Genomic DNA, 23,013 nt, shown 5'->3' on the forward strand with positions numbered 1-23,013 from the left:
TAGATTAAATTGGCTTTTAAAAACCGGCCGTCAATTTTAGCTGATTAAGTAATCCTTATGGAAACCATCCTCATTATATTCGGAATTCTTTTGATGATCACCGGATTGATCGGTGCATTTCTCCCAATCCTGCCGGGTCTTCCATTCTCCTATGTGGGCCTGTTGATGCTTCAACTTACTGAAAACCCGCCCTTCAGCTTGCGTTTTATGATCGTCTGGGCAGTCATCGTAGTCATGATTCAGTTTTTGGAGCAGATCGCCTCTGTGGCCGGAGCGAAAAAGATGGGTGCTTCATCCTATGGAATCTGGGGAAGTATTATTGGGGCTGTCGTTGGCTTTTTCATGTTCCCGCCATTAGGAATTGTTTTCGGGCCGATCATCGGTGCGTACGTTGGTGAACTGATCAACAAAAAAACTTCTCAGGAAGCACTCCGGTCGGCAATGGGAGCCGTATTGGGATTTTTTGTCAGCACCTTCATCAAAGTGATTGTAGCCCTGATCATGGCTTACCATTTTGTAGTCAATGCATTTTGAGTTCAATTAATTTTCACAGTTCAACTTGTCTTGAAAATTCGGGACAGGAAGTACTAAGTTAACGTGAGTTCGACATAAGAATCTTGAATTTGATTCTCTCCTCCTGCCTGCCCTCGAAACGTCGGGGTGTAAGGAGGGGTGGGGGAGGTAGCCTTGATGATTTCAGGCTTCAAACCTAATCTGATAATGGTTTTAACCACCCCAAAATCCCCTCCTTGAAAAAGGAGGGGACTTTTTCAATGCCTTTACATTCTGTACTTCTCTAGCAATAAAGCATAACGCTTAACATCAAATCTATTCAATTCATGAAAGTTGTTACACTGCCCGAAATCACTCTCATTGGAATCGAGGTTAAAGCCCATTGGAAAGAGCTCCATCAAAAAATACCCACTGCATGGGAACAGCTTTTCACCCGAAAAGAAGAGTTAACGAATCGTACCACAGATACTTACACTGAAATATCTGTAAACGTGAAAGACGAGATCTATACTCAACTTGTGGGTGCAGAAGTAAAAACAGGCCAGCCGGTTCCGGCGGGAATGACCTCTCTTCAAATTCCCAAACAGTCTTATCTGCATTTTCATCACACCGGGCCACTCACCGAAATTGCCGAGTCATTCGGCAATATGTATCAGTGGGCTGAAGAAAATGGCATCACCACTGGTGAGTTTAAAATAGACCGCGGCTACCTGCCAGGCCTGCCTGATTCCCCTCACGATCTATACATTAAAATTGTAAAGTAACTAACACTCAACATTTTATACGGTTTTCATTCTGGTTAGATCTTGAGTAATTTAGAAGCGCCGTTTCTTCAAGAGACACAACCAATTTGCCTGAAAAATTTGAGTATGGAAAACGTTAGCATTAGCAATCTGTATAGTGATTTAAATAAGCGAATCAATCAGCTTAAAAAAGAGAAGAAGGCACTGACTGATTCCCGGAAAGTAGTGGAAGATGCACTGAAGGATGGCAACGCCTACTACGGAATCAATACCGGGTTTGGCGCGTTGGCCGGAAAAAGGGTAAACGATGCTGATCTGAAGCAGCTCCAGCGAAACCTGATTCTTTCTCACTCGGTAGGCGTCGGGAACCTGGTTCCGAAGGTGATCTCTCGCCTGATGCTGCAGCTAAAAGTTCACGCCCTCGCCATCGGGTACTCCGGAATATCTGAGGAGACGTTCGACCGGTTAATGCTTTTCATCGAAAACGACTGGATTCCGGCCATTCCCGAAAAGGGAAGTGTCGGAGCCTCGGGTGATCTTGCCCCGCTGGCGCATATGTCACTCCCGCTGCTCGGTTTTGGTGAGTTTTGGAATGAAGAGGGAACAGCTACAGTGCCGGCTGATGAAGTATTAAAAAAGAACGGACTGGACCCGATCGATCTTCAGCCCAAAGATGGATTGTCCCTGATTAACGGAACGCAGTTGATGAGTGCCTATGGTTCCTTCGTTCTAGAAAAATCACTCCATCTGCTCAAAATGGCGGATGTGATTGCGGCGATGAGCCTGGAGGCGCTTCAGGGGAGCATCAGGCCGTTTGATGAACGTATTCATAAAATCCGTCCGCATCACGGTCAAAAAAATGTAGCTGAAAATGTTCGAAATTTGTTGGCGGAAAGTGAAATTCTGGAATCACACCGCCACTGCGGAAAAGTGCAGGATCCGTACTGTCTGAGGTGTGTGCCGCAGGTTCACGGAGCCAGCCGTGATGCAATCGATCACGCCGTCTCCGTGGTTCAAACAGAGATCAACTCCGTTACCGATAACCCGCTTGTTTTCCCGGATGGAGATATCATCAGTGGTGGAAATTTTCACGGCCAGCCACTGGCTCTTGTTCTTGATTTTGCAAAAATTGCCCTCGCTGAAATTGCGAGCATTTCCGAAAGAAGAACCTACCTGCTGCTTGAGGGACACGACGGTCTTCCCAAACTCCTGATGCAGGAGACCGGCATCAACTCCGGATTTATGATTCCGCAGTACACCTCCGCAGCACTTGTTTCTGAAAACAAGGTGTTGTGTCATCCCTCATCAGTTGATTCCATCCCAACATCACTTGGCCAGGAAGATCATGTGAGTATGGGCAGCATCAGCGCACTCCATCTGTTGAAAGTGTATGAAAATGTGGAGCAGGTTTTGGGAATTGAACTCTTTACAGCAGCCCAGGCGCTCGACTTCAGGAAACCGCTTCGACCCGGAAAAGGAGTAGAAAAAACACATGGAGTGATCAGAGAAACCATTCCCCATGCAGCAGAAGATCAGTACTTTAAAGATGACATCAGCCAGGCTGTAGATTTACTGCGTGGAACCGAGATGCTTGAGAAAGCTGAAAACATTATCAATAAAAAACTGAACTGAAACAATGCCCGTTCTCAAAAACATCTCGACTCTTTATACCTGCATTGATGACGGCGGTCAGGCAGAAATACACCCGATAAAAAACGGTGTTATTGTTTGGATCGGTGAAACGATCGAGTGGGTCGGAAGAGAGTCTGAACTACCGGAAAAATATCAGTCAGAAAAGAGTTTTGACGCCGGCGGGAAAATGGTTATTCCCGGATTGGTGGACTGCCATACACACCTCTGCTTTGGAGGCTGGCGTGCTGATGAGTTTGAGATGCGCATTCAGGGGCGAAGCTACCTCGACATAGCCAAAGCCGGCGGCGGGATTCTCTCCACCGTTAAGGCGACTCGAGAAGCATCGGAAGATGAACTTTATGAAAAAGCGGCCGGACTGCTTAAGGAAATTCAAAAGCAGGGCGTCACAGCCATTGAGTGCAAAAGCGGCTACGGACTCTCACTTGAGGATGAGCTCAAACAGCTCCGGGTTTATAAACGATTGAGTGAAGAGACGGTTGTGCACATGGTATCGACGTTTCTCGGGGCACACACCATTCCACCTGAGTTTAAAGAGAATCGAAAAGGCTACATCGATCTGGTTATTAATAAGATGATTCCGGCCGTGGCTCAGGAGAATCTCGCCGAGTTTTGCGATATTTTCGTGGAGGAGTCAGCATTTACGATCGATGAAGCAAGAACCATTTTTGAAGCAGGCAAAAAGCACGGTCTAACCCCAAAACTCCATGCTGATCAGCTTTCATCGGGAGGTGGTGCAGAACTCGCTGCTGAAGTAGGAGCCGCCAGTGCCGATCACCTGGAACAGATTTCGGATGAAGGGATCAAGCAAATGGCGGAAAAACATGTAGTCGGTGTTACACTTCCGCTCGCCTCCCTCTATACACAGCAGCCTTACCTCAACTGCAGAAATCTGGTAGATAGTGGAGTGGAAGTAGCCGTTGCCACGGATTTCAATCCGGGTTCAGCCCCAACCTTTGATCTCCCGCTTGCCATGATGCTTACCTGCAACCATGGCCGACTCACTCCGGCTGAAGTTTTAAAAGGGGCTACTATTTATGCATCCAAAGCGATAAACCGGGGCGAACAATTCGGCTCCATCGAAACGGGAAAATCTGCTGATTTTTTAGTCATCGATGCCGACAATGTGAACGAATGGATGTATCATTACAAAGGTTCAAGAATGGAATTCGGATTTCTGAAGGGAAAACAGATCAACTAACTCTATGTTATCAACCACAATTTGGTTTATTGTAGGACTCACTGCACTCATTGGAGGTGCGGAACTTTTGGTACGTTCATCATCCAGCCTAGCTGTTCGGTATGGAATTTCAAAGTTAATCGTAGGCCTTACAGTCGTCTCTTTTGGAACAAGTGCCCCGGAGCTTGGCGTAAGTATCCAGGCAGGATTTTCAGGAAATACGGACCTTCTGTTGGGAAACATCGTTGGCAGTAATATCTCCAACACACTTCTGATTCTGGGTATTGCCGCACTCATTCTCCCGCTTAAAGTAAACGTAAAGCTGATTCGGATTGATGTGCCGGTTATGATTGGTGTTACCATTCTGCTTTATTTCTTTGCGCTTAGTGGAGTTATCTATTTCTGGGAGAGCCTGATTCTTGTCATCCTGCTCGTGGTTTATCTCATTTTTCTGATTCGAGAAAACAAGCACTCCGATGTTGAAGCTGACATTGAAAAACTTCCCACATCAACACCGGTTTTAATCATTACCGGAATTATTGGCTTACTGATGCTCGTTTTCGGTGCCCGCTGGCTGGTCGACAGCGCCGTTATTTTTGCAGAAATGGCCGGTATCAGTGAACTGGTCATTGGGCTCACGGTTGTCTCCATCGGTACGTCCCTGCCGGAAATTGTTACCGCAGTTATTGCCGCGGTAAAAGGGGAAAGAGATATCGCCGTAGGAAATGTTGTGGGCAGTAATATTCTCAATATTCTGGTCGTTCTTGGGGTTACCGGACTCATCATTCCGACTTCTATTCCCGTTCAGCCCTCACTTGTCCGGTTTGATCTGCTAATTCTGATTGCCGCTTCATTTGCCTGTCTTCCAATCTTTTTCACCCGTCACCGAATTGACCGTTTTGAAGGGTTTGTATTTTTGATCATGTATATAGCCTATGTACTCTACCTGTTTCTCTATTCAACCGACCACGACCTTCTGGGAGCATACAGCAACACCATGATCTTTTTTGTATTGCCGTTGGTAGCAGTAACCATTCTCTCCATCTTCTGGAGGGAGTGGAAACGGAGGCGAAGATTTTATCTTGCAGCAAAACATCGAAATGAAGAGGCAGACTCATGAGTACAGACGATCCCAGGCTGAGAGACATTATCGGGAAAAATTTAAACCAGCCGGCCGTTCAACTTCTTGGTTTTCCTTCAGATGAAGGGGTGATAATAAATGGAGGCCGGCCCGGGGCGTCCAAAGCACCTCAATTGATTTATGATGAACTCCTAAAACTCACGCCTCATCCGGTTCATATTGACAGGCATACCAAATTACTGAAAAAGACAGAGAGCTTAACCCATTTGAATTGTTCCCGCGATCTGTCTGCTGATCAGGAAAACCTGGGAGAGAGTACAGCGGGTTTTCTTTCCGATCAGGTTTTACCCGTGATATTGGGAGGCGGACATGAAACGGCTTTTGGCCACTTTCTGGGGTATGCAAAATCGACCCGACCGGTGAACATTGTAAACATTGATGCCCATGCGGATGTACGGGAGTTCAAAAATGGAAAACCTCACTCCGGATCTCCTTTCCGGCAGGCCATTGAGCATCAATCAGGAATGTGCAGATCGTACAATGTGTACGGCCTGAACCCGGCTTCAGTCTCTGCCGGACATCTTGCTTTTGTGCGCAAACAAGGAAATGCTGTTTTTGAGCAATCAATATCTGCAGATGCTATTCTCAATCGTTTAAACCTTTTTGATGAGGAGAGTATCATGGTAACGATGGATATGGACGCTGTGCGTCAGGCCGACGCGCCTGGAGTAAGTGCTCCCAATGCATCCGGGATCAGCAAGGATGATTGGCTTAAGCTGGCTTACGGATTTGGAAACCACCCCAAAGTGACCTCATTCGATTTATGCGAAGTAAACCCGGAGTTTGACCGAGACAATCAAACCGTAAAACTTGCCGCATTAACGGTTTGGTATTTTCTGTTGGGTGTAGCTCTCAGATAAGGTGTATAAAACACTCGTGGCACGACTTTGAGACGTGCCACGAGTTTTAAAAATTACTTTATTCTATAAACTTCCAAGGTTTTAAAAACCTTGGAGGTTTGAGATAAAATTATTTCTCGATTACAACCCAGCCGCCTTCGTTCACCATCTTCTTGGCGTATTTCCACTTCACATCTTTCACTTCCTGCGTGTTGATGTTCTGAAGCTTCACGTGATCGTTTCGTCCCGGTTCGTCATCAACCGTAACTGGCTGACGCTTTTCTCCGGGCGCTGAGGCTTTCTGCTGACCATCACCGTCGGCTTGTTGTCCGCCGCGGAAACCCATGTTAGTGGAGTCGGCCTGCTGAGCCTGAGCTTTACTCATGTCATATTTGCTCTTCTCTTTTTGAGCCGCCTGTACTTTACCCTGGTCGGCCTGCACTTCGGGAACTGCTTTCCAGATCAGAGAAGTTGTCTCTTTGTTGATCTCGTCAATCAGCATTTTGAACATCTCAAACGCCTCTTTCTTATACTCCATCAGCGGATCTTTCTGTCCGAACGAACGCAGACCAATACCTTCTTTTACAGTATCCAGTTCACGCAGATGCTCCATCCACTTGTTGTCGATGGTGGACAGAATAGCCGATCGTTCGAGAGATCGGGCTACTTCGCGTCCTTCATTTTTGGAGGCGCGCTCAACATCCACAACAATTCGCATTCGGCGCATTCCATCCGTAAAGATTACCTGAATCTTAGACGGTTTCTTCTCGGAGTCAGAGTCCTGAATCTGCTGTATAATTCTGTAGAGCGGTTCAGAAACCAGGCGCTCTTTTCTACGGTATACTTCATAGGCTTTCTCGATGATGTGATCGACAAGGCCGTCTTCACCCATAATAGCCCACTGATCGAGATCAAGTTCAACCTCAACCGCAAGCTGACGAAGAATTTCATCCCGAAGCTCTTCAAACTCCCCATTTGGATAGTATGTATCCACAATGCCTTCCACCATATCTTCGAGCATATCGAAAATATCACTTTGCAGCTGATCACCCAGAAGTGCGTGTTTTCTACGGGAGTAAACTACATTTCTCTGATTGTTTAATACATCATCAAACTCTAACTGTCGCTTACGAATCGCAAAGTTGTTCTGCTCTACTTTTTTCTGTGCACGCTCGAGCGATTTACTCACCCACGGGTGCTGAATCACTTCACCTTCTTCAAAGTTGAGCTTATCCATGATATTGGCGATACGGTCTGTTCCGCCAAACAAGGTCATCAACTCATCTTCAAGAGATACATAGAACTGCGACATTCCCGGATCTCCCTGACGTCCGGCACGTCCCCGAAGCTGAAGATCAATCCGGCGAGATTCGTGACGCGCTGTACCCAAAATGGCAAGTCCGCCTTTCTCCTTCACTTCATCAGAAAGTTTAATATCTGTACCACGACCCGCCATATTTGTAGCTACAGTCACGGCACCAATCTGACCGGCCTGTGCCACAATCTCACTCTCTCGAGCGTGCTGTTTTGCATTGAGCACATTATGCGGAATCTTGGCGCGCTTCAGCATTCGACTGAGCTGTTCAGATACATCCACGCTTGTCGTACCCACAAGGACGGGCTGTCCCTTCTCGTGAAAATCACGGATGGTATTAATTACAGCTTTATATTTTTCCCTTTTTGTTCTGAAGATCAAATCTTCACGATCATCCCGAATAATTGGTTTATTTGTGGGAATAACCGTCACGTCAAGGTCATAAATTTCGTTGAACTCACCCTCTTCTGTGGCAGCAGTTCCCGTCATACCCGACAGCTTGTGATACATCCGGAAGTAGTTCTGAAGCGTAATGGTAGCGTAGGTTTGCGTTGCAGCTTCAACCTTCACTTCCTCTTTCGCTTCGATCGCCTGGTGAAGACCATCTGAATATCGTCGTCCTGAGAGCACACGACCGGTATGCTCATCTACAATCTGAACTTTTCCATCCTGTACGATATACTCCTCTTCTTTTTCAAATAGGGTATAGGCTTTCAGCAACTGATTGACAGTATGAATGCGATCACCACGCTCGGCAAACAATCTGTGCAGCTCGTTGAATCGTTTTTCACGTTCCTGTTTCAGTTCTGTTTTAGCTTCCTCAATTTTCTTCTCTTTATAATCGTCGCTAAAGTCATCATTATTCCGGATCTCTTCGATTTTCTCTTTTTCGAGCTGATCCATCTCCTCTTCAATCTCGGAAGTTTCGGTACCCAGATCGGGAATCACGAAAAACTCATCACCCTCTTCTTCTTTGGTGATAAAATCACGGCCTTTCTCCGTCATCTCGATAGATTTCTGTTTCATATCTACCGCATAGTAGAGGTGTTCGTCAACGATGGGAAGATTCTTGGCATTATCGGCCAGATAGAAGCTTTCCGTCTGCTGAACCAATCGCTGATACTCTGCCTCCTGCATCAACTTTCGGAACTTCTTATTCTTTGGAAAGCCACGTTCAGCACGGTATAAAGCGAGACCCGCTTCGTCGTTCTTTCCCTCTTTATGAAGCCTTTCAGCATCATTTACAAGCGAGGCCACCAACGCTTTTTGTGCTTTCACCAGAGACTCAACCCGGGGTTTCATCTCTTCATATTTCTGCTGGCTGTTCGATTGCGGAACCGGTCCTGAAATAATCAGTGGAGTCCGGGCCTCATCAATCAAAATAGAATCGACCTCATCAATAATGGCATAGTGATAATCCCTTTGTACCAGTTGCTCCTCTTCAATAACCATGTTGTCGCGCAAGTAGTCGAAGCCAAATTCATTGTTGGTTCCGTAAGTGATGTCTGCACGGTATGCTTTTCGGCGAGGTTCGGTATTGGGGTTATAACGGTCTACGCAATCTACATGTAATCCGTGGAAGTTGAAAATCGGCTCGTTCCACTCTGCATCACGCTGAGCAAGATAGGTGTTTACAGTAATCACGTGGACACCTCGACCTGCAAGTGCGTTCAAATACGCCGGGAAAATAGCGGCCAGTGTTTTACCCTCACCTGTTTTCATCTCGGCAATACTGCTTTTGTGCATTGCCACAGCACCAATCAGCTGAACATCGTAGGGAATCATATCCCACTCAATTTCTGTACCGGCAACCTTCCATTTCTTTCCTACAAACCGGCGACATGTATCTTTCAATACGGCGTAAGCTTCAGGCAGAATTTCATCCAGCGTATCTTCCAGAATATCGAGCCAATCCTGCTCAAGTTCGCTCAAACGATCAGAAAATTCCCTTCTTTCTTCAAGTGAGATCGACTCATCATTCGAATCCATCTTCTCTTTAATTTCAGAAATCTGGTCACTGACATCTTGGGTTCTCTCCTTAATCAGTGCTCTGAACGATTCTGTTTTTTGTTTCAGCTCTTCATCTGTCAAACCCTTCATTTCATCTTCAAAGCTGTTGATTTCATCAACAACGGGCCACAATTTTTTAAGGTCTCGAGCACTTTTCGTTCCAAAAATAGACGTGAGTACTTTGGATATCTTGTCTAACATACAGTTGAATACAGGTTATAAATATTTTTGAATGAACTTATTAAGGTACAGCTAAACAGCAGGCAGTTCAACACTCCATTTGCTAAAATAGCATTATAACAGTGTACAAAAATGGTACCGAACTTCATTTTGGGTGTTATTAACGAATAAATGGCAGAAAGATTGGCAGCAATCAATTCTCACCTTTTAATTTTTGTATAAATAAAGCATTCGATTTTAAGAATTTTATTCTTATTTTTGGGGTCTACCTAAAAATAGGATTTCGAATTTTAGCTAATAATTTAGTTTAGTCATGAAACGTACGTATCAACCAAGTAAGCGTAAGAGAACGAATAAGCATGGTTTCAGAAAGCGGATGAAATCTGCAAACGGGCAAAGTGTGATTAAAAGACGCCGTAAAAAGGGTCGCCATAAGCTTACGGTAAGTAATGAAAAAGGACCGAAATAGTCCCCAATCAAGTAAAACTGATTTTTCTTTACCGCGATCAAAAATTCTTCGGGGCCAAAAAAACTTCAAGCGCCTCTTCGAAAAATCGACTGTTTTGAACTCAGATTCTATTCAATTTCGATACAGGATCTATCCGGATTCAAATGAAGGCTGCCAAATTGGATTTGCAGCTCCGAAGAAAAAAATTTCAAAAGCGGTCCAGCGCAATCGTGTTAAAAGAATATTGCGCGAAGTATACCGGCACCAGCAAGCTCACCTGACTGATCTCTTTGATCAAAAAACATTTGGCTTTCACGGTCTGTTTTTAGCAAATCGGCCGGATCTGTCTTACCATTCGATAGAAGCAGATATGATTCCCATACTCCAGAAGACAAGAAAACGGCTTCTGCGAATAAACACCAAACGCGATCGTAACGATCTCCCATCAACCGAAGACTTTAATTAAATAGATTGTAATTTTGGATAAGAATACGGTTACAGGACTTTTGCTCATTTTTGTTCTAACAATAGCCTGGGCTTGGTTTACAATGCCAAGCCAGGAAGAAATTGAGCGCCAGCAACAGGAACAAATCAGGCAGGATAGCATTGCCGCAGCCCAGGTTGAACAAGAGCAAGAGGCCGAACCTCAGGAACCTGTCGCTCAGCAGGAAGTTGATGAACCAGAACAAGTTTCTCAGCCTCGAAGACCTTCTATGGGAGTTTTTGAGAATGCAGGCATTTCAGATACTTCAAAAGCTGTGGTCCGAACCTCCCTGTATGAGATTGAATTAACCAATGTTGGTGCAGGTCCTTACAAATATACTCTTCTGGGGCACAGAACCTGGGATCAGGAGTTAGTCCAAATGATTGCCGATACATCCCAATCGGCGTATTCTTTGGAATTTCTATCTTTCCAGAATTACAATATTGAAACAGATCAACTGGTTTTTGAGCCTCTGTTTGATCAAAACGAATTTTCCATTTCTGATGAAGATAGTGTAAGTCTCGCATACAGACTTCCAATCGAAGATGGCGCATCTGTCGTGTTTACGTATACATTTTATGCTGATCAGTACGCATACGATTTGGATATCGAACTGAATGAAATGCAAGAGTACATCAGCGGCACCAATGTTGAACTCGGGTGGAAATCACCCATTAATTTAACCGAAAAAGACCGTGTACTGGATTCTCAAAACAGTATGGCCTATACATATGCCGGCGGTGTTTTAGAAAAATTTAAGCTGGAGGAAGAAGGACGGAATGAACAGAGAATTAATGGTACGATTGATTGGATATCCACTCGATCTCGATTCTTTGGCCAGTATATTAAACCGGTAACCGACGCCAATGCCTCTACAATGATTGGTGAAGTGGATGGGGATCCAACCGATCCGGAAACACTACACCACTATCAAGTATTTTTGCAATCGAGTTTTGTCAACAATCCGGTTCTATCTTACGAAATGTATGCCGGTCCGCTGCGCTATTACGATCTGAGAGATTATGATGAGCACGCGTATGACGTTATTGAAATCGGTTATGCGCTCTTCAGGTGGTTTGCCGATCCTCTGGTCCGCTACGCTATTATTCCATTCTTTGCATTTGGCAGTATGTTTATCTCCAACTATGGAATTCTCATCATTCTGTTTGGAGTCATTATTAAGCTGATGCTATTCCCACTCACTCAGAAGAGTTTCAAGAGTATGGCAGCGATGCGGGAGTTGCAGCCTCAGCTCAAAGAAATTCAGGAGAAGTATAAGGATGATCCGCAGAAACAGCAGAAGGAGACTATTGCTCTCTACAAGAAGGCAAAAGTGAATCCACTGGGAGGGTGTCTGCCTATGCTGATGCAGTTCCCAATTTTGATTACTCTCTTTTTCTTCTTCCAGAATTCGATGATTATTCGACAGGAGTCATTCCTGTGGGCATCTGATTTGTCAGCGCCGGATTACATCTTAGATCTGCCATTTACCATACCCCTGATGGGGGATCAGTTGGCTGGGTTTGTACTGCTGATGTCAGCAGCTATGTTCCTGCAGACTAAAGTTACCGGAGGGATGAGCTCAGGAGCTCCATCCAGTGGCGGACCCAACATGAAAGTATTCATGTACATCATGCCGGTTATGCTGCTCTTTATTTTCAATAATTTTGCAGCCGGTTTGAGTCTCTACTACCTCGTATACAATGTGCTTTCTGTTGCTCAGCAGTATATCATCAACAAGCAAACCTCTTCCAATAAGCCGGAAGAAGTTCAGGAGGCTAAGAATAAAGCCAAGAAAAAATTAAAAAAGGGCAAGAAGTAGGTTAGCCTTTAATTACAGTTGTAATTTTAAAGAGGTGCTTTAATGGGCACCTCTTTTTTTATTTGTACACTTCATCTTTTCTCAGCTAAAGATTGTGCCTGAAAAATGTTAATATTCAGGACCACAAATCATCAATTTATTATTCGGACCACTTTTCAGGGAAAAGCGGAACCTTTTGATTCTATTTAAACTTTTGGCTGTACAATGAATAAACATTTTTTGATATCAGCACTTTTGTTTGTAGTTGGAACTGCTTTTGTCCTTCAGGACAGTGAAACAGCCGTTACTGACACTACTGCAATTTCAGAACAGTCCACAGGATCATCTTCTGTCAGCGTTATCAACGTTACAGGCACCATTGGACCTACCACTACACAATATATCACCCGCAGTCTCAGAAAATCACGGGAAGCAGAAGATGAACTGCTCATTATCCAACTCGATACACCCGGCGGACTGCTTGATTCCACCCAAGATATTGTTCAGGAACTGCTTGGAAGTACCCATCCGGTAGCCGTTTATGTATCACCTCAGGGGGCAAATGCCGGAAGCGCAGGTACCTTTATCACCCTTGCCGCCCACATTGCCGCAATGGCGCCTGCAACAAATATAGGCGCTGCCTCACCCGTATCCATGGGGGGAGGGGAGATGGATACCGTTGCGCAGCGCAAAATCTTTAACTATTCCGAAAGCTATATCGAATCCATCGCTGAACAGCGAGGACGAAATACGGATTGGGCAAAGTCTGCAGTGCGTGATGGGGCATCCATTACTGCAAATGAAGCGCTTGAGATCAATGTGATCGACTATATTGCGGAAGATATTGATGAGTTACTCTCTACAATTGACGGTTTAGAAGTTGAAGGAAAAATTTTAAATACCGATGGAGCAGAGAAAAATGAAATTCCGCAGACATTAGGTGAAATATTCTTCAGCTTTCTGCTGCGACCGGAAGTCATGCTCATCCTTACCTTGGTCGCTATTTATGGAATAATCGGTGAGGTAACGAATCCCGGCGGAATTATTCCCGGAGTTGCAGGAGTAATCGCTTTGATTTTATTATTATATGGAGTGGCAGCCATGCCGATCAATTTGGCCGGGTTTCTGCTAATCGGTTTGGCTATCATACTTTTTGTCGCAGAAGCATTCACACCGGCATTCGGGTTATTAATCACAGGAGGAGCCGTGGCATTCTTTTTAGGAGCAATGATGTTATTTCAGGATCTGCCGGATGAGATGCAGATTTCCATGTATTGGCTGATACCCGCCACTATACTCACTGCCGCATTTTTTGCGTGGATTGTTACCTATGGTGTTAAATCACTGTTCCAACCCGCCCGATCCGGGCTGGAATCCACCATCGGCAAAACCGCAGAGGTTACGGATCCAATTTTACCGGGTCAACCCGGACGTGTTTTCTTTGAAGGCGAGTATTGGAACGCAGAAAGTGATCACCCACTGAATGAAGGGGATATTTGCGAAATTGTTGAGTATAAAGGGCTAAGAGTAACCGTTAAACCATTAACACAACCACAAACCAAGGAGTCTTCAAATGGATGATCCAGGATCAATTACAAATATGTTAGTGTGGATTATAACACTGGTAATATTTTTATCCGTGTTTTTACCGCAAATGTTCAAAATTATGAGGGAGTACGAACGAGGTGTCGTATTTCGTCTGGGTAAATTTCAGGCAACCAAAGGCCCCGGCCTTATTGTTCTGATCCCTTTCATCGATAAGGTCGAGCGCGTTGACCTTCGAGTGCTGACGATAAATGTGGATAAGCAAGAAGTTATCACCAAAGATAACGTAACCGTAAACGTTGATGCCATCACCTTTTTCAGGGTAGTAGACGCCGAGCGTGCCGTTATTCAGGTAGAGCGTTACATTGCAGCAACCTCAATGATAGCGCAGACCACACTCCGTAGTGTACTCGGTCAATTTGAGCTGGATGAACTGCTGGCAGAAAGAGATAAAATCAACAAGCAGATTCAGGATATTATCGATAAGCAGACGGATCCATGGGGAATCAAGGTTGTATCTGTAGAGGTGCGTGATGTTATCCTCCCAGAGACAATGAAACGAGCGATGGCTCGTCAGGCTGAAAGTGAGCGTGACAGACGTGCGAAAATTATTAATGCTCAGGGTGAGTTTGAGGCTGCAGCCAAACTGGTAGAAGCCGGTAAAATGATTGAAAACACACCGACTGCGCTTCAGCTTCGATTCCTGCAAACAATGGGAGAAATCAGCGAAGAAAACTCAACATTTACATTCCTCCCAATCCCGCTCGACTTCTTTGAGTCGTTCAGCAAAAAGGATAAAACGGATAAAGAATAATATCCGTCAGAATTGTAAAACTTATTCAAACCCGAATCATCTGATGGTTCGGGTTTTTTATTTTCCGATTGCTTCATCTATTTTGATTCAACTTATCAACTTCTATAAATCTTCTGATATGAAATATATTTCTACGCTCTTAACTACCCTTTTCTTATTTGCAGCACTGCTCACCGGCTGCGAACAATCTCAAACGGAATCCTCATCTGTTGATTGGGCCATTGCGCTTCACGGTGGGGCGGGAACCATCTCTCAGGATCTGCCTGACTCTGTTAAACAAGAATATTACGAAGGCCTGGAGCAGGCACTGCGCACCGGAGAACTGATTCTTCGCGACGGAGGTTCAGCTCTGGATGCGGTTGAACATGTGGTTCGAAGCCTGGAAGATAATCCACGCTTTAATGCCGGTCGAGGCGCAGTATTTACCAAAGAAGGAAAGCATGAACTGGATGCAGCCATCATGGATGGAAGCACTCTTGGGGCCGGTGCATTAACCGGATTGACTACTGTCAAAAATCCGATCAGTCTCGCCCGAAAAGTGATGACCGACTCACCTCACATTCTTTTCTCCGGTGAAGGTGCGGAAACATACGCCGATGAAACCGATGTAGAACGAGTAGATAATGATCATTTTCACACAGAGCGTCGATATGAACAATGGCAGCGCGCTCAAGAAGAGGCTCGTGCCATTACTCCTGAGGAGTCTATTCACGACTGGATTAAAGACACTAAATTTGGCACCGTTGGAGCTGTTGCATACGACAGTAAAGGAAATCTTGCTGCCGCTACCTCTACCGGCGGTATGACCAACAAGCAATTCGGTCGCGTAGGTGATGTTCCGATTATCGGATCGGGTACATTTGCCAACCACATTGCAGCTATCTCTGCAACGGGCTGGGGAGAGCAGATCATGAGAAATGTATCTGCAAACACCATTGCAAACTATATGGAGTTCAAGGAAGCTTCTCTGGATGAAGCGATGGATTTTATTCTGAATGAACGCCTTGATCCCGGTGATGCCGGATTTGTTGCCGTTGACCACCAGGGGAATATCTCTATGAAGATGAATACAACGGGAATGTTCAGAGCTTCTCTCAACTCTAACGGCGACCGCACCGTGATGATCTGGGAGGACGAATAGCGAAGCGAGTCGCCCTGAATAGCAGGGCTTGATGTCACATTACCCCGACATCACCGTCGGGGCTACGTTCGTGCATCCTACTGTTTGAAAGACTAGTTTTGGCTCATAACATTAAGTCCGCATTTGTTAAAACTCAGAGTAATTGGCTGATTTTACACCCCTCTTTGTCTCCCCTTTTTAGGGACAAATGGTTTGTCAGGCCATTTTCGGTTCGATTAAAACCAATCCTCTGAACATATAGATAGAAATATAGTTCAGCGCCAGCTGTACGCCCGAAAGCAGACCTCCCGGTTAAAAGCATCGGGACAGGTTATGCTTAATCGCAGGTATTTGAGCGCTAGCGAAAATCTAAGCCCCGGTAACGTGGGCGACTCCCATTACCCTAATCAAAATTTCACTCCACAGCGAAAGCATCGATCGGCTCATTAAATGCTATAAAGAGTACACACGCTTCACTCGATTCACAAGATGCCGTATGTGGAAGCTCCGGTGGTCCATAAGCATATGTACCGGTAGTTAGCAGTTCGGAATCTTGCCCTTCATAATTCACACGCATTTTTCCGGAAATCAAAACCATCCGTTCAGCAGAATGATGCCAATGATTTGGAGCTTCGGTACCTCCTTGTAACTTGAAAAATATATCTGCTTTTGGCTCTGCAGGATCTCCATGTAGAACAGCTATTTTGCAACTATCAGGCATAAAAGCCGGGCAAGAACCCCATTCAAGAGAATCACTATTAAAACTTTTGGTGATAGATTTATCTTGATTTTGGGCTAAAATAGTAGAGACAGCAAAAAGAATAAAAACGAATATTATAGATATAATTCTTAAAAACTTACTCATAGTATATTGAATAGTTTATTTCTAATTCTAGTGTTTTAGGATATCCTCTCACTATGTAAAGCCAAAAAAATTCGCTGACTCTATCAAATTTTTTGATAAAGGTTATTGATTCAATTTCAGTTACGTTTTGTGTACTAACTGATGAAACTATTATTTATAGTACCTCCGACCGTGTGCTTAGCCTGTATGGGAATATTTGAGTGTGTATGAGAATCAATCACCCATATCAAATCGAATTTAACTTGCCAATATTCAGGATTCATCCAACGGTTTCTTACATTTGTCTGTGTCACACCCATTCATCATCAGCCCGTAATCGTTATGAAATCCATCGACAAAATTGAACTTCAGCGCCTGAAATTTTCTGACTATAAAACCCTTCAGGATCTGATGATTAAATGCTATCCAAAAGTACAGGATCCGGCATGGACGAAAGATCAGATCAAAAAGCTAACCACCCTATTCCCTGAGGGGCAGGTAGTCATAAAAGTTGATGGAGAGATGGTCGCATGCGCACTGGCCATTATCATCGATTATCAGCTGTTTGACGATAAACACACCTACCTGGATATCACTGCAAACGATACATTCAAGACACATACTCCTGAAGGAGATACCATTTACGGCCTGGACATGATGGTTCATCCCGATTATCGCGGTTTACGATTGGGTAGACGGCTTTACGACTACCGAAAAGAGCTGTGTGAAGAACTGAATTTAAAGAGTATTGTTTTTGGCGGAAGGCTGCCTAACTTCCACAAATTTGATGATCTGACCGCCAAACAGTATATCGCAAAAGTTAAAAACAAAGAGATTCACGACCCGGTTCTCAACTTCCAGCTCTCCAACGATTTCCATGTAAAGCGAGTCGTTAAAAACTATCTGCCCGAAGATGATGCCTCGGAATCATACGCGGCTCTTCTGGAGTGGTCCAACATCTATTATCAAAAACCACAAAAAGCGTACAAGCCACAGAAATCTGTGGTACGGCTCGGTTTGGTACAATGGGGCATGCGTCCGTATGCCGGCTGGGCCGATCTCACCGAGCAGATTGAATATTTTGTAGATGCCGTGTCAGGTTATCGGGCAGACTTTCTACTGTTCCCGGAGTACGTAAACGCCCCGCTGATGGCCGAATACAATCATCTGTCAGAACCGGATGCCATTCGAAAACTTGCCGGCTACACCGAGCGGCTGCGCGACACCTTCGCCGAATTTGCCATCTCTTACAACACGAACATCATCACCGGTAGCATGCCGGAGTTTAAGGATGACATCCTCAAAAATATCGGCTACCTCTGCAAGCGAAATGGACAAGTGGAACGCTACGAAAAGATTCACGTTACCCCCGACGAGGTAAAAGTATGGGGAATGAGCGGAGGCACGCAGATCAAGACATTCGACACAGACGCCGGAAAAATCGGGATTCTGATCTGCTATGATATAGAATTTCCTGAACTAAGCCGTCTGCTGGCAAAACAAGAAATGGATATTCTATTTGTTCCTTTCCTTACCGATACTCAAAATGGATACTCACGAGTTCGAAACTGTGCCATTGCCCGGTCTATTGAAAATGAGTGCTACGTTGCAATTGCCGGAAGTGTGGGAAATCTGCCCAAAGTTCACAATATGGATATCTCATTTGCCCAGTCGGTTGTTTTCACCCCCTGCGATTTCTCCTTCCCTACAAATGGGATCAAAGCGGAAGCGACTCCAAATACGGAAATGATTTTGATTGTAGATGTAGATCTCGACCTGCTGAAGGAACTCCACGAACAAGGCAGTGTTCGCACACTTAAGGACAGACGCACAGATTTATATGATGTTGTAGCGATAGAAAAACCATAACTATCAATATTTTGCAATTTTCTATCCAATAGGCGTACCAAAATCTCTTAACATTAATTTAACTTGCTACCCTCACCCATTTATCCGCATCTTTAATACTGTTTTGTAAAATAATCTATTGAGATAATCCTCATTAAATGAACTATACGTTATTTGATTTTCTGCAGCTTATTGGTGCATTGGGAATCTTCATCTACGGGATGAAAATTTTCAGTGATGGCCTTCAAAAAGTTGCAGGCTCTCGTCTTCGTGCTATCCTTAAAGGGATGACAACCAGCAGGCTTAGGGGCATTTTTACAGGGTTTACGGCAACCACCATCACTCAGTCATCTTCAACGACAACGGTAATGGTGGTCAGCTTTGTGAATGCCGGGCTGATTACATTCGTAGAATCAACGGGTGTGATTATGGGTGCCAATATCGGTACCACCGTCACCGCCTGGATGGTCTCTGTTTTTGGCTTTAAGATGCAGATTACTCCTATAGCCATTGCCATGATTGGTATTTTCTTCCCTTTCATGTTTTCCGATAGAGAGAAGTTGAAAAATCTTGCTGAGGCGATGATTGGTTTTGGTATTCTTTTTATTGGATTGGAGTTTATCAAAGATGCCGTCCCAAATATCCAAGACAATCCGGAGATGTTTGCATTTCTTGATTCGTTTACCGAGTTCGGATTCGCCTCCATGCTCATTTTTGTAGCGGTGGGTACACTGCTAACCCTTCTCACACAATCATCATCTGCAGCTTCTGCTATTACTCTAGTCATGCTTTTTCAGGGATGGATATCATTCCCGATTGCTGCAGCTATGATATTGGGTGAAAATATTGGTACAACCGTTACTGCTAACATTGCAGCAATTGTTGGAAATGTTCATGCAAAACGGGCAGCGAGGTTCCACTTTATTTTCAATGTGTTCGGGGTCGTTTGGATGCTCTTGCTGATCAACCCTTTCTTAATGGGGATCGATCAGGTAATGCACTACTTTCAACCGGAAATCGGCTCTATTTTTGATGATTCGCAGGAAGCACGTGCAGCGGCAACTTTAGGTATTTCGCTGTTCCATACCACATTCAACGTGCTTAATGTTGCACTTCTATTTGGGTTCGTACCCGCGATCATCAAATTTGTGGAACGTTTTGAGAAAGAGAAGGAAGATTCCGATCAGGCTTTCCGCCTCAAATATATCTCCGGTGGTTTGATGTCTTCATCAGAACTCTCTATTGCACAGGCATTCAAAGAAATTGAACTGTTTGGACGGCTGATTGAAAAAATGCACTTCAGCTTTATTGGCCTGTTTATGAAAAAACAGAAGAAGCAGGAGAAGTTTCTTAAGAAGATTAAAAAACGGGAACAGATTACTGATAACATCGAACTCGAAGTTGCAGAGTATCTGACAAAAATTTCGAGCAACAACTTAACTGAATCTGCTACACGAAAAATTCGTCTGATGCACAGCATGATTAACGACCTGGAGCGAATCGGAGATATCTACTTCCAGATGTCGAAAACGTTCGAACAGATGGAAAATGAAAACATCAAACTTCCACAGGAAGCTTACGATGAGGTTATCAGCATGCTCGACACAGTTCGCGAGGCGATTAAACTGATGCGTACCAATATGGAGAACTTCGGTGATGAGATTGATTTGAATCCGGCAATTGAAATTGAGCAGGAGATTAATCGGCGACGCGACATCATGAAAGATGCACACTACAAGCGTCTTGAAGATGGTGTTTATAACTCCAAAGCCGGTGTAATTTACCTTGACTATCTGACCCGTATGGAAAAAATCGGTGACCACATCTTTAACGTAAATGAAGCATTAGCCGGCAAAAAGTTAAAGATCCACAGCGATCTGATTTTAGATAACTGATCTCCGGATTCATAAAAAAATTGTAAAACGGCCCTTCGTGGGCCGTTCTTATTTTAATACTACCTTTCGTTCAATTACATTACGGTTCTTCAACCTTAAGAAACAGATGATATACGATGAGGAACCGATACGTAAAATTCACACCTATACTTTTACTTTTCGTTTTCTGGATGTCTGCGCCAATCATGGCTCAGCAGGGCGTTACTCCGGAAGACTACTATAAAACCGTATTTGTTAGCCAGACTGAAATTTCACCGGATGGCAGCTATGTTGCCTTCACACGCACAACCATCGATGTAGAAAACAATAAGCGACATCGGGAAGTGTGGATGCAAAAACTGAATAACGGCCAGCCGGATGGCGAACCGTTCCGTTTTACCGACCCCACCGTTGAATCGTCGGGTCCGCAGTGGTCACCGGATGGAGAACTTTTGGGAATCCAGTCGCGCCGGGGAGATGACGAAAACTCCGTTCGTTTTATTCGCGTTACGGAACCGGGCGGTGAAGCATTTACCATCGAAGGACTCGACAGTTCTCCCATTTGGTCGCCCGATGGATCAACCATCGCTTTTGTGAAAGAACCGGAGACCGAAGAGGAACAGGAAGAAAGAGCCGGATGGATTGCTCCCGATGCCATCACCAATACTCTTGATGCCGAACGATTTGACGGACGGGTCATCACCCAAATGCAGTACATGCAAGACGGCAGATCCGAGTGGCTTCCTCATCCATCAATCAACAAAAAACGACAGCTTTTCATCATCTCTGCTGAAGGAGGAGAACCTGAGCAGATCACCGAAATGGAGTTTAATACTGGTGATGTGGAGTGGGCTCAAGATGGCAGTAGAATATACTTCTCCGGAGATCCTCTCGAAGATGATGAGTACAACGACGACTTTACTCGTAATATTTATATGATCGATCTGGATTCTAAAGAAGTTTCCCAGGTTTTCGACATGGAGGGCACACAGCGTTCACCGGCTGTTTCACCTAACGGACGTTTTATGGCATTCCTTCAGTCTGATGAGCGTGGAGCCCAAACTGATGTCATGATTACCGCTCTGAACACAAATGGAGAGCCAACCGGTTCAGTAACCAACCTGACTGAAAACTGGGATCTTTCTCCCGGATCACCTAACTGGACTCCAAACGGAAATACGTTGCGCTTCAGCTCACAGATTCGTGGAAATTCTCACCTGTTTGAAGTCAATCGAACCGGAGGCGAAATTCGTCAAGTTACAGATGGGGAACGCAGACTAAGCAACTTCTCAACAACGGAGAATGGCCGCTTGATGGCGTACACGGCAACAGACGCCGTTACACCTGCCGAAGTGTTTGTTTCCCGGGCTGATGGAAGCCGTGAAGTGCAGCTCTCCCGCTTTAATGAAGAGTGGATGGCCGACCGTACAATCAATCCGGCAGAAGAAATTCTCTGGACTGTTGATGACGGAACGGAAATTCAGGGATGGGTCATCAAACCGGTAGGATACGAAGAGGGTAAATCCTATCCATTGGTGATGAAAATTCATGGCGGCCCACACTCCTACTATGGCAATACCTGGTTCCAGGCATTTCACACGCTTTCCGCCTCCGGAATGTTCGTTTTCTATCCGAACCCGCGCGGATCTTCCTCCTACGGTCATGATTTCATGTATTCTACCAAGGAACAGTGGGGCTTTTTGGATGAAGAGGATTTCCTGAAAGGACTCGATGCCGTTCTTGAAAAATATCCGGATATCGACGAAGATCGCGTTGGAGTAAGCGGAGGAAGTTACGGCGGATATATGACCAACTGGCTCACTGCTCGCTACCCTGACAAGTGGAAAGCTGCCGTTACCAGTCGCTCTATTTCCAACTGGTTCAGCTGGTACGGTTCGTCCGACGCGCAGGGACTCACGGAATATGAATTTGGCGGATATCCCTGGGAGAAGCAGGAACTCTACTGGGATCTCTCTCCACTCAAATATGTGGAAAATGTTGAAGCCCCAACGCTGATTATTCACAGTGAAGAGGATTGGAGAACTCCGATTACAGACGGCGAGCAGTGGTACATCGCCCTCAAGAAGATGAAGGTACCGGTTGAGTTTGTACGATATCCGAGATCATCCCACGGATTATCCCGAACCGGAGAGCCGTGGTTGCTGGTCGATCGTCTTGAAAGAAAGCGCAGTTGGTTTTATCACTGGCTGAACCAAGAATAAAAATTGTACTTTAGATATGGTCAGCATTGGTTGACCATATCTCTATTTTTTTGGTGGCTGTGTTCTGTCAGGACAATTTTTAAACTGTGGAAGGATCATTTTTTCATCCACTTTTGGCGGTTCAAGCTGAGGCATACTTGCCGTTAAATTAGGATCAGGTTCAAAAGTTGGCATATTGAACCAATTATCAACACAGTTATTGAAATAACTTTTAAGGGAGTCGGCCGGAACAGATACTTTGACAGAATCCGGTAAACTTTCCATCCATTGCTGAAATACTGCGGTTGAATCCAAAGACACGTGTGTTTCAGATTGACGAGCAGTTGCTGAATTTAAAATACCGGAAGAAGTAACAACAACGACAATAAAAAGTAACTTAATCATGATTCATCACCCACTGCTGTGTTAATTACAACAATAACAACCATTTTTCTTTTTTATT

General features: G+C 44.7%; 18 protein-coding genes. 15 read left to right on the forward strand and 3 right to left on the reverse strand.

Annotation, left to right across the window (positions count from 1 at the left end; genetic code table 11):
• Positions 1 to 57 precede the first annotated feature (57 nt).
• From CWD77_RS14370 to CWD77_RS14395, 6 genes are all read left to right on the forward strand, one after another.
• On the forward strand, positions 58 to 534 hold the full coding sequence (locus tag CWD77_RS14370) for a DUF456 domain-containing protein (RefSeq protein WP_101074291.1): 477 nt from the start codon (positions 58 to 60) through the stop codon (positions 532 to 534).
• 305 nt (positions 535 to 839) lie between these two features.
• A complete protein-coding gene (locus CWD77_RS14375; protein ID WP_101074292.1) occupies positions 840 to 1,277 on the forward strand; it encodes a GyrI-like domain-containing protein in 438 nt (145 codons plus the stop codon).
• Positions 1,278 to 1,382: 105 nt separating this feature from the next.
• Positions 1,383 to 2,888 carry a histidine ammonia-lyase gene (gene hutH, locus CWD77_RS14380; protein ID WP_101074293.1) on the forward strand — a complete coding sequence of 502 codons (1,506 nt, stop codon included), beginning with the start codon at positions 1,383 to 1,385 and terminating at the stop codon, positions 2,886 to 2,888.
• A gap of 4 nt (positions 2,889 to 2,892) precedes the next feature.
• Positions 2,893 to 4,107, forward strand: a complete 1,215-nt coding sequence (gene hutI, locus CWD77_RS14385; RefSeq protein WP_101074294.1) for an imidazolonepropionase — start codon at positions 2,893 to 2,895, stop codon at positions 4,105 to 4,107.
• Between the two features lie 4 nt (positions 4,108 to 4,111).
• A complete protein-coding gene (locus tag CWD77_RS14390; protein WP_101074295.1) occupies positions 4,112 to 5,206 on the forward strand; it encodes a calcium/sodium antiporter in 1,095 nt (364 codons plus the stop codon).
• Positions 5,203 to 6,087, forward strand: coding sequence for a formimidoylglutamase (locus tag CWD77_RS14395; protein ID WP_101074296.1), 885 nt, complete (start codon positions 5,203 to 5,205; stop codon positions 6,085 to 6,087). Before CWD77_RS14390 ends, CWD77_RS14395 begins: the two co-directional genes overlap by 4 nt.
• Positions 6,088 to 6,196: 109 nt before the next feature.
• Here CWD77_RS14395 and secA read toward each other — a convergent pair whose 3' ends face one another.
• Positions 6,197 to 9,580 carry a preprotein translocase subunit SecA gene (secA, locus tag CWD77_RS14400; protein ID WP_420821214.1) on the reverse strand — a complete coding sequence of 1,128 codons (3,384 nt, stop codon included), beginning with the start codon at positions 9,578 to 9,580 and terminating at the stop codon, positions 6,197 to 6,199.
• Positions 9,581 to 9,884: 304 nt separating this feature from the next.
• Between secA and rpmH the strand changes: the two genes are divergently transcribed.
• The 6 genes from rpmH to CWD77_RS14430 all read left to right on the forward strand — a co-directional run bounded on the left by rpmH (position 9,885) and on the right by CWD77_RS14430 (position 15,804).
• Entirely contained in the window at positions 9,885 to 10,040 is a 156-nt protein-coding gene (gene rpmH / locus CWD77_RS14405) for a 50S ribosomal protein L34 (RefSeq protein ID WP_101074298.1), read from the forward strand.
• Entirely contained in the window at positions 10,021 to 10,485 is a 465-nt protein-coding gene (locus CWD77_RS14410) for a ribonuclease P protein component (RefSeq protein WP_101074299.1), read from the forward strand. The genes rpmH and CWD77_RS14410 overlap by 20 nt, the downstream gene beginning before the upstream one ends.
• Before the next feature lie 13 nt (positions 10,486 to 10,498).
• Positions 10,499 to 12,325 carry a membrane protein insertase YidC gene (yidC, locus tag CWD77_RS14415; RefSeq protein WP_101074300.1) on the forward strand — a complete coding sequence of 609 codons (1,827 nt, stop codon included), beginning with the start codon at positions 10,499 to 10,501 and terminating at the stop codon, positions 12,323 to 12,325.
• 204 nt (positions 12,326 to 12,529) lie between these two features.
• Positions 12,530 to 13,885 carry an NfeD family protein gene (locus CWD77_RS14420; protein ID WP_101074301.1) on the forward strand — a complete coding sequence of 452 codons (1,356 nt, stop codon included), beginning with the start codon at positions 12,530 to 12,532 and terminating at the stop codon, positions 13,883 to 13,885.
• Positions 13,878 to 14,663, forward strand: a complete 786-nt coding sequence (locus tag CWD77_RS14425) for a slipin family protein (protein ID WP_206018033.1) — start codon at positions 13,878 to 13,880, stop codon at positions 14,661 to 14,663. The genes CWD77_RS14420 and CWD77_RS14425 overlap by 8 nt, the downstream gene beginning before the upstream one ends.
• A gap of 118 nt (positions 14,664 to 14,781) precedes the next feature.
• The gene (locus CWD77_RS14430) at positions 14,782 to 15,804 is read left to right on the forward strand and encodes an isoaspartyl peptidase/L-asparaginase family protein (RefSeq protein ID WP_101074451.1); all 1,023 of its coding nucleotides are present in this window, start codon (positions 14,782 to 14,784) and stop codon (positions 15,802 to 15,804) included.
• A gap of 394 nt (positions 15,805 to 16,198) precedes the next feature.
• Here CWD77_RS14430 and CWD77_RS14435 read toward each other — a convergent pair whose 3' ends face one another.
• Positions 16,199 to 16,648: a cupin domain-containing protein gene (locus CWD77_RS14435; protein ID WP_101074302.1), complete on the reverse strand. Its 450-nt coding sequence runs from the start codon at positions 16,646 to 16,648 to the stop codon at positions 16,199 to 16,201.
• Between the two features lie 321 nt (positions 16,649 to 16,969).
• Here CWD77_RS14435 and CWD77_RS14440 point away from each other — a divergent pair, with 321 nt between their 5' ends.
• The 3 genes from CWD77_RS14440 to CWD77_RS14450 all read left to right on the forward strand — a co-directional run bounded on the left by CWD77_RS14440 (position 16,970) and on the right by CWD77_RS14450 (position 22,571).
• Positions 16,970 to 18,496 (forward strand): bifunctional GNAT family N-acetyltransferase/carbon-nitrogen hydrolase family protein, encoded by a 1,527-nt coding sequence (locus tag CWD77_RS14440; protein WP_101074303.1) that lies wholly within the window; start codon positions 16,970 to 16,972, stop codon positions 18,494 to 18,496.
• A gap of 137 nt (positions 18,497 to 18,633) precedes the next feature.
• Positions 18,634 to 20,370 (forward strand): Na/Pi cotransporter family protein, encoded by a 1,737-nt coding sequence (locus CWD77_RS14445; protein WP_101074304.1) that lies wholly within the window; start codon positions 18,634 to 18,636, stop codon positions 20,368 to 20,370.
• A 116-nt stretch (positions 20,371 to 20,486) separates the two neighbouring features.
• On the forward strand, positions 20,487 to 22,571 hold the full coding sequence (locus CWD77_RS14450; protein ID WP_101074305.1) for a S9 family peptidase: 2,085 nt from the start codon (positions 20,487 to 20,489) through the stop codon (positions 22,569 to 22,571).
• A 42-nt stretch (positions 22,572 to 22,613) separates the two neighbouring features.
• On the opposite strand, the gene CWD77_RS14455 is transcribed toward CWD77_RS14450, so the two are convergent.
• The gene (locus CWD77_RS14455; protein WP_101074306.1) at positions 22,614 to 22,955 is read right to left on the reverse strand and encodes a hypothetical protein; all 342 of its coding nucleotides are present in this window, start codon (positions 22,953 to 22,955) and stop codon (positions 22,614 to 22,616) included.
• Positions 22,956 to 23,013 lie beyond the last annotated feature (58 nt).

The organism is Rhodohalobacter barkolensis (genome assembly GCF_002834295.1).
In the GTDB taxonomy this organism is placed as follows: domain Bacteria; phylum Bacteroidota; class Rhodothermia; order Balneolales; family Balneolaceae; genus Rhodohalobacter; species Rhodohalobacter barkolensis.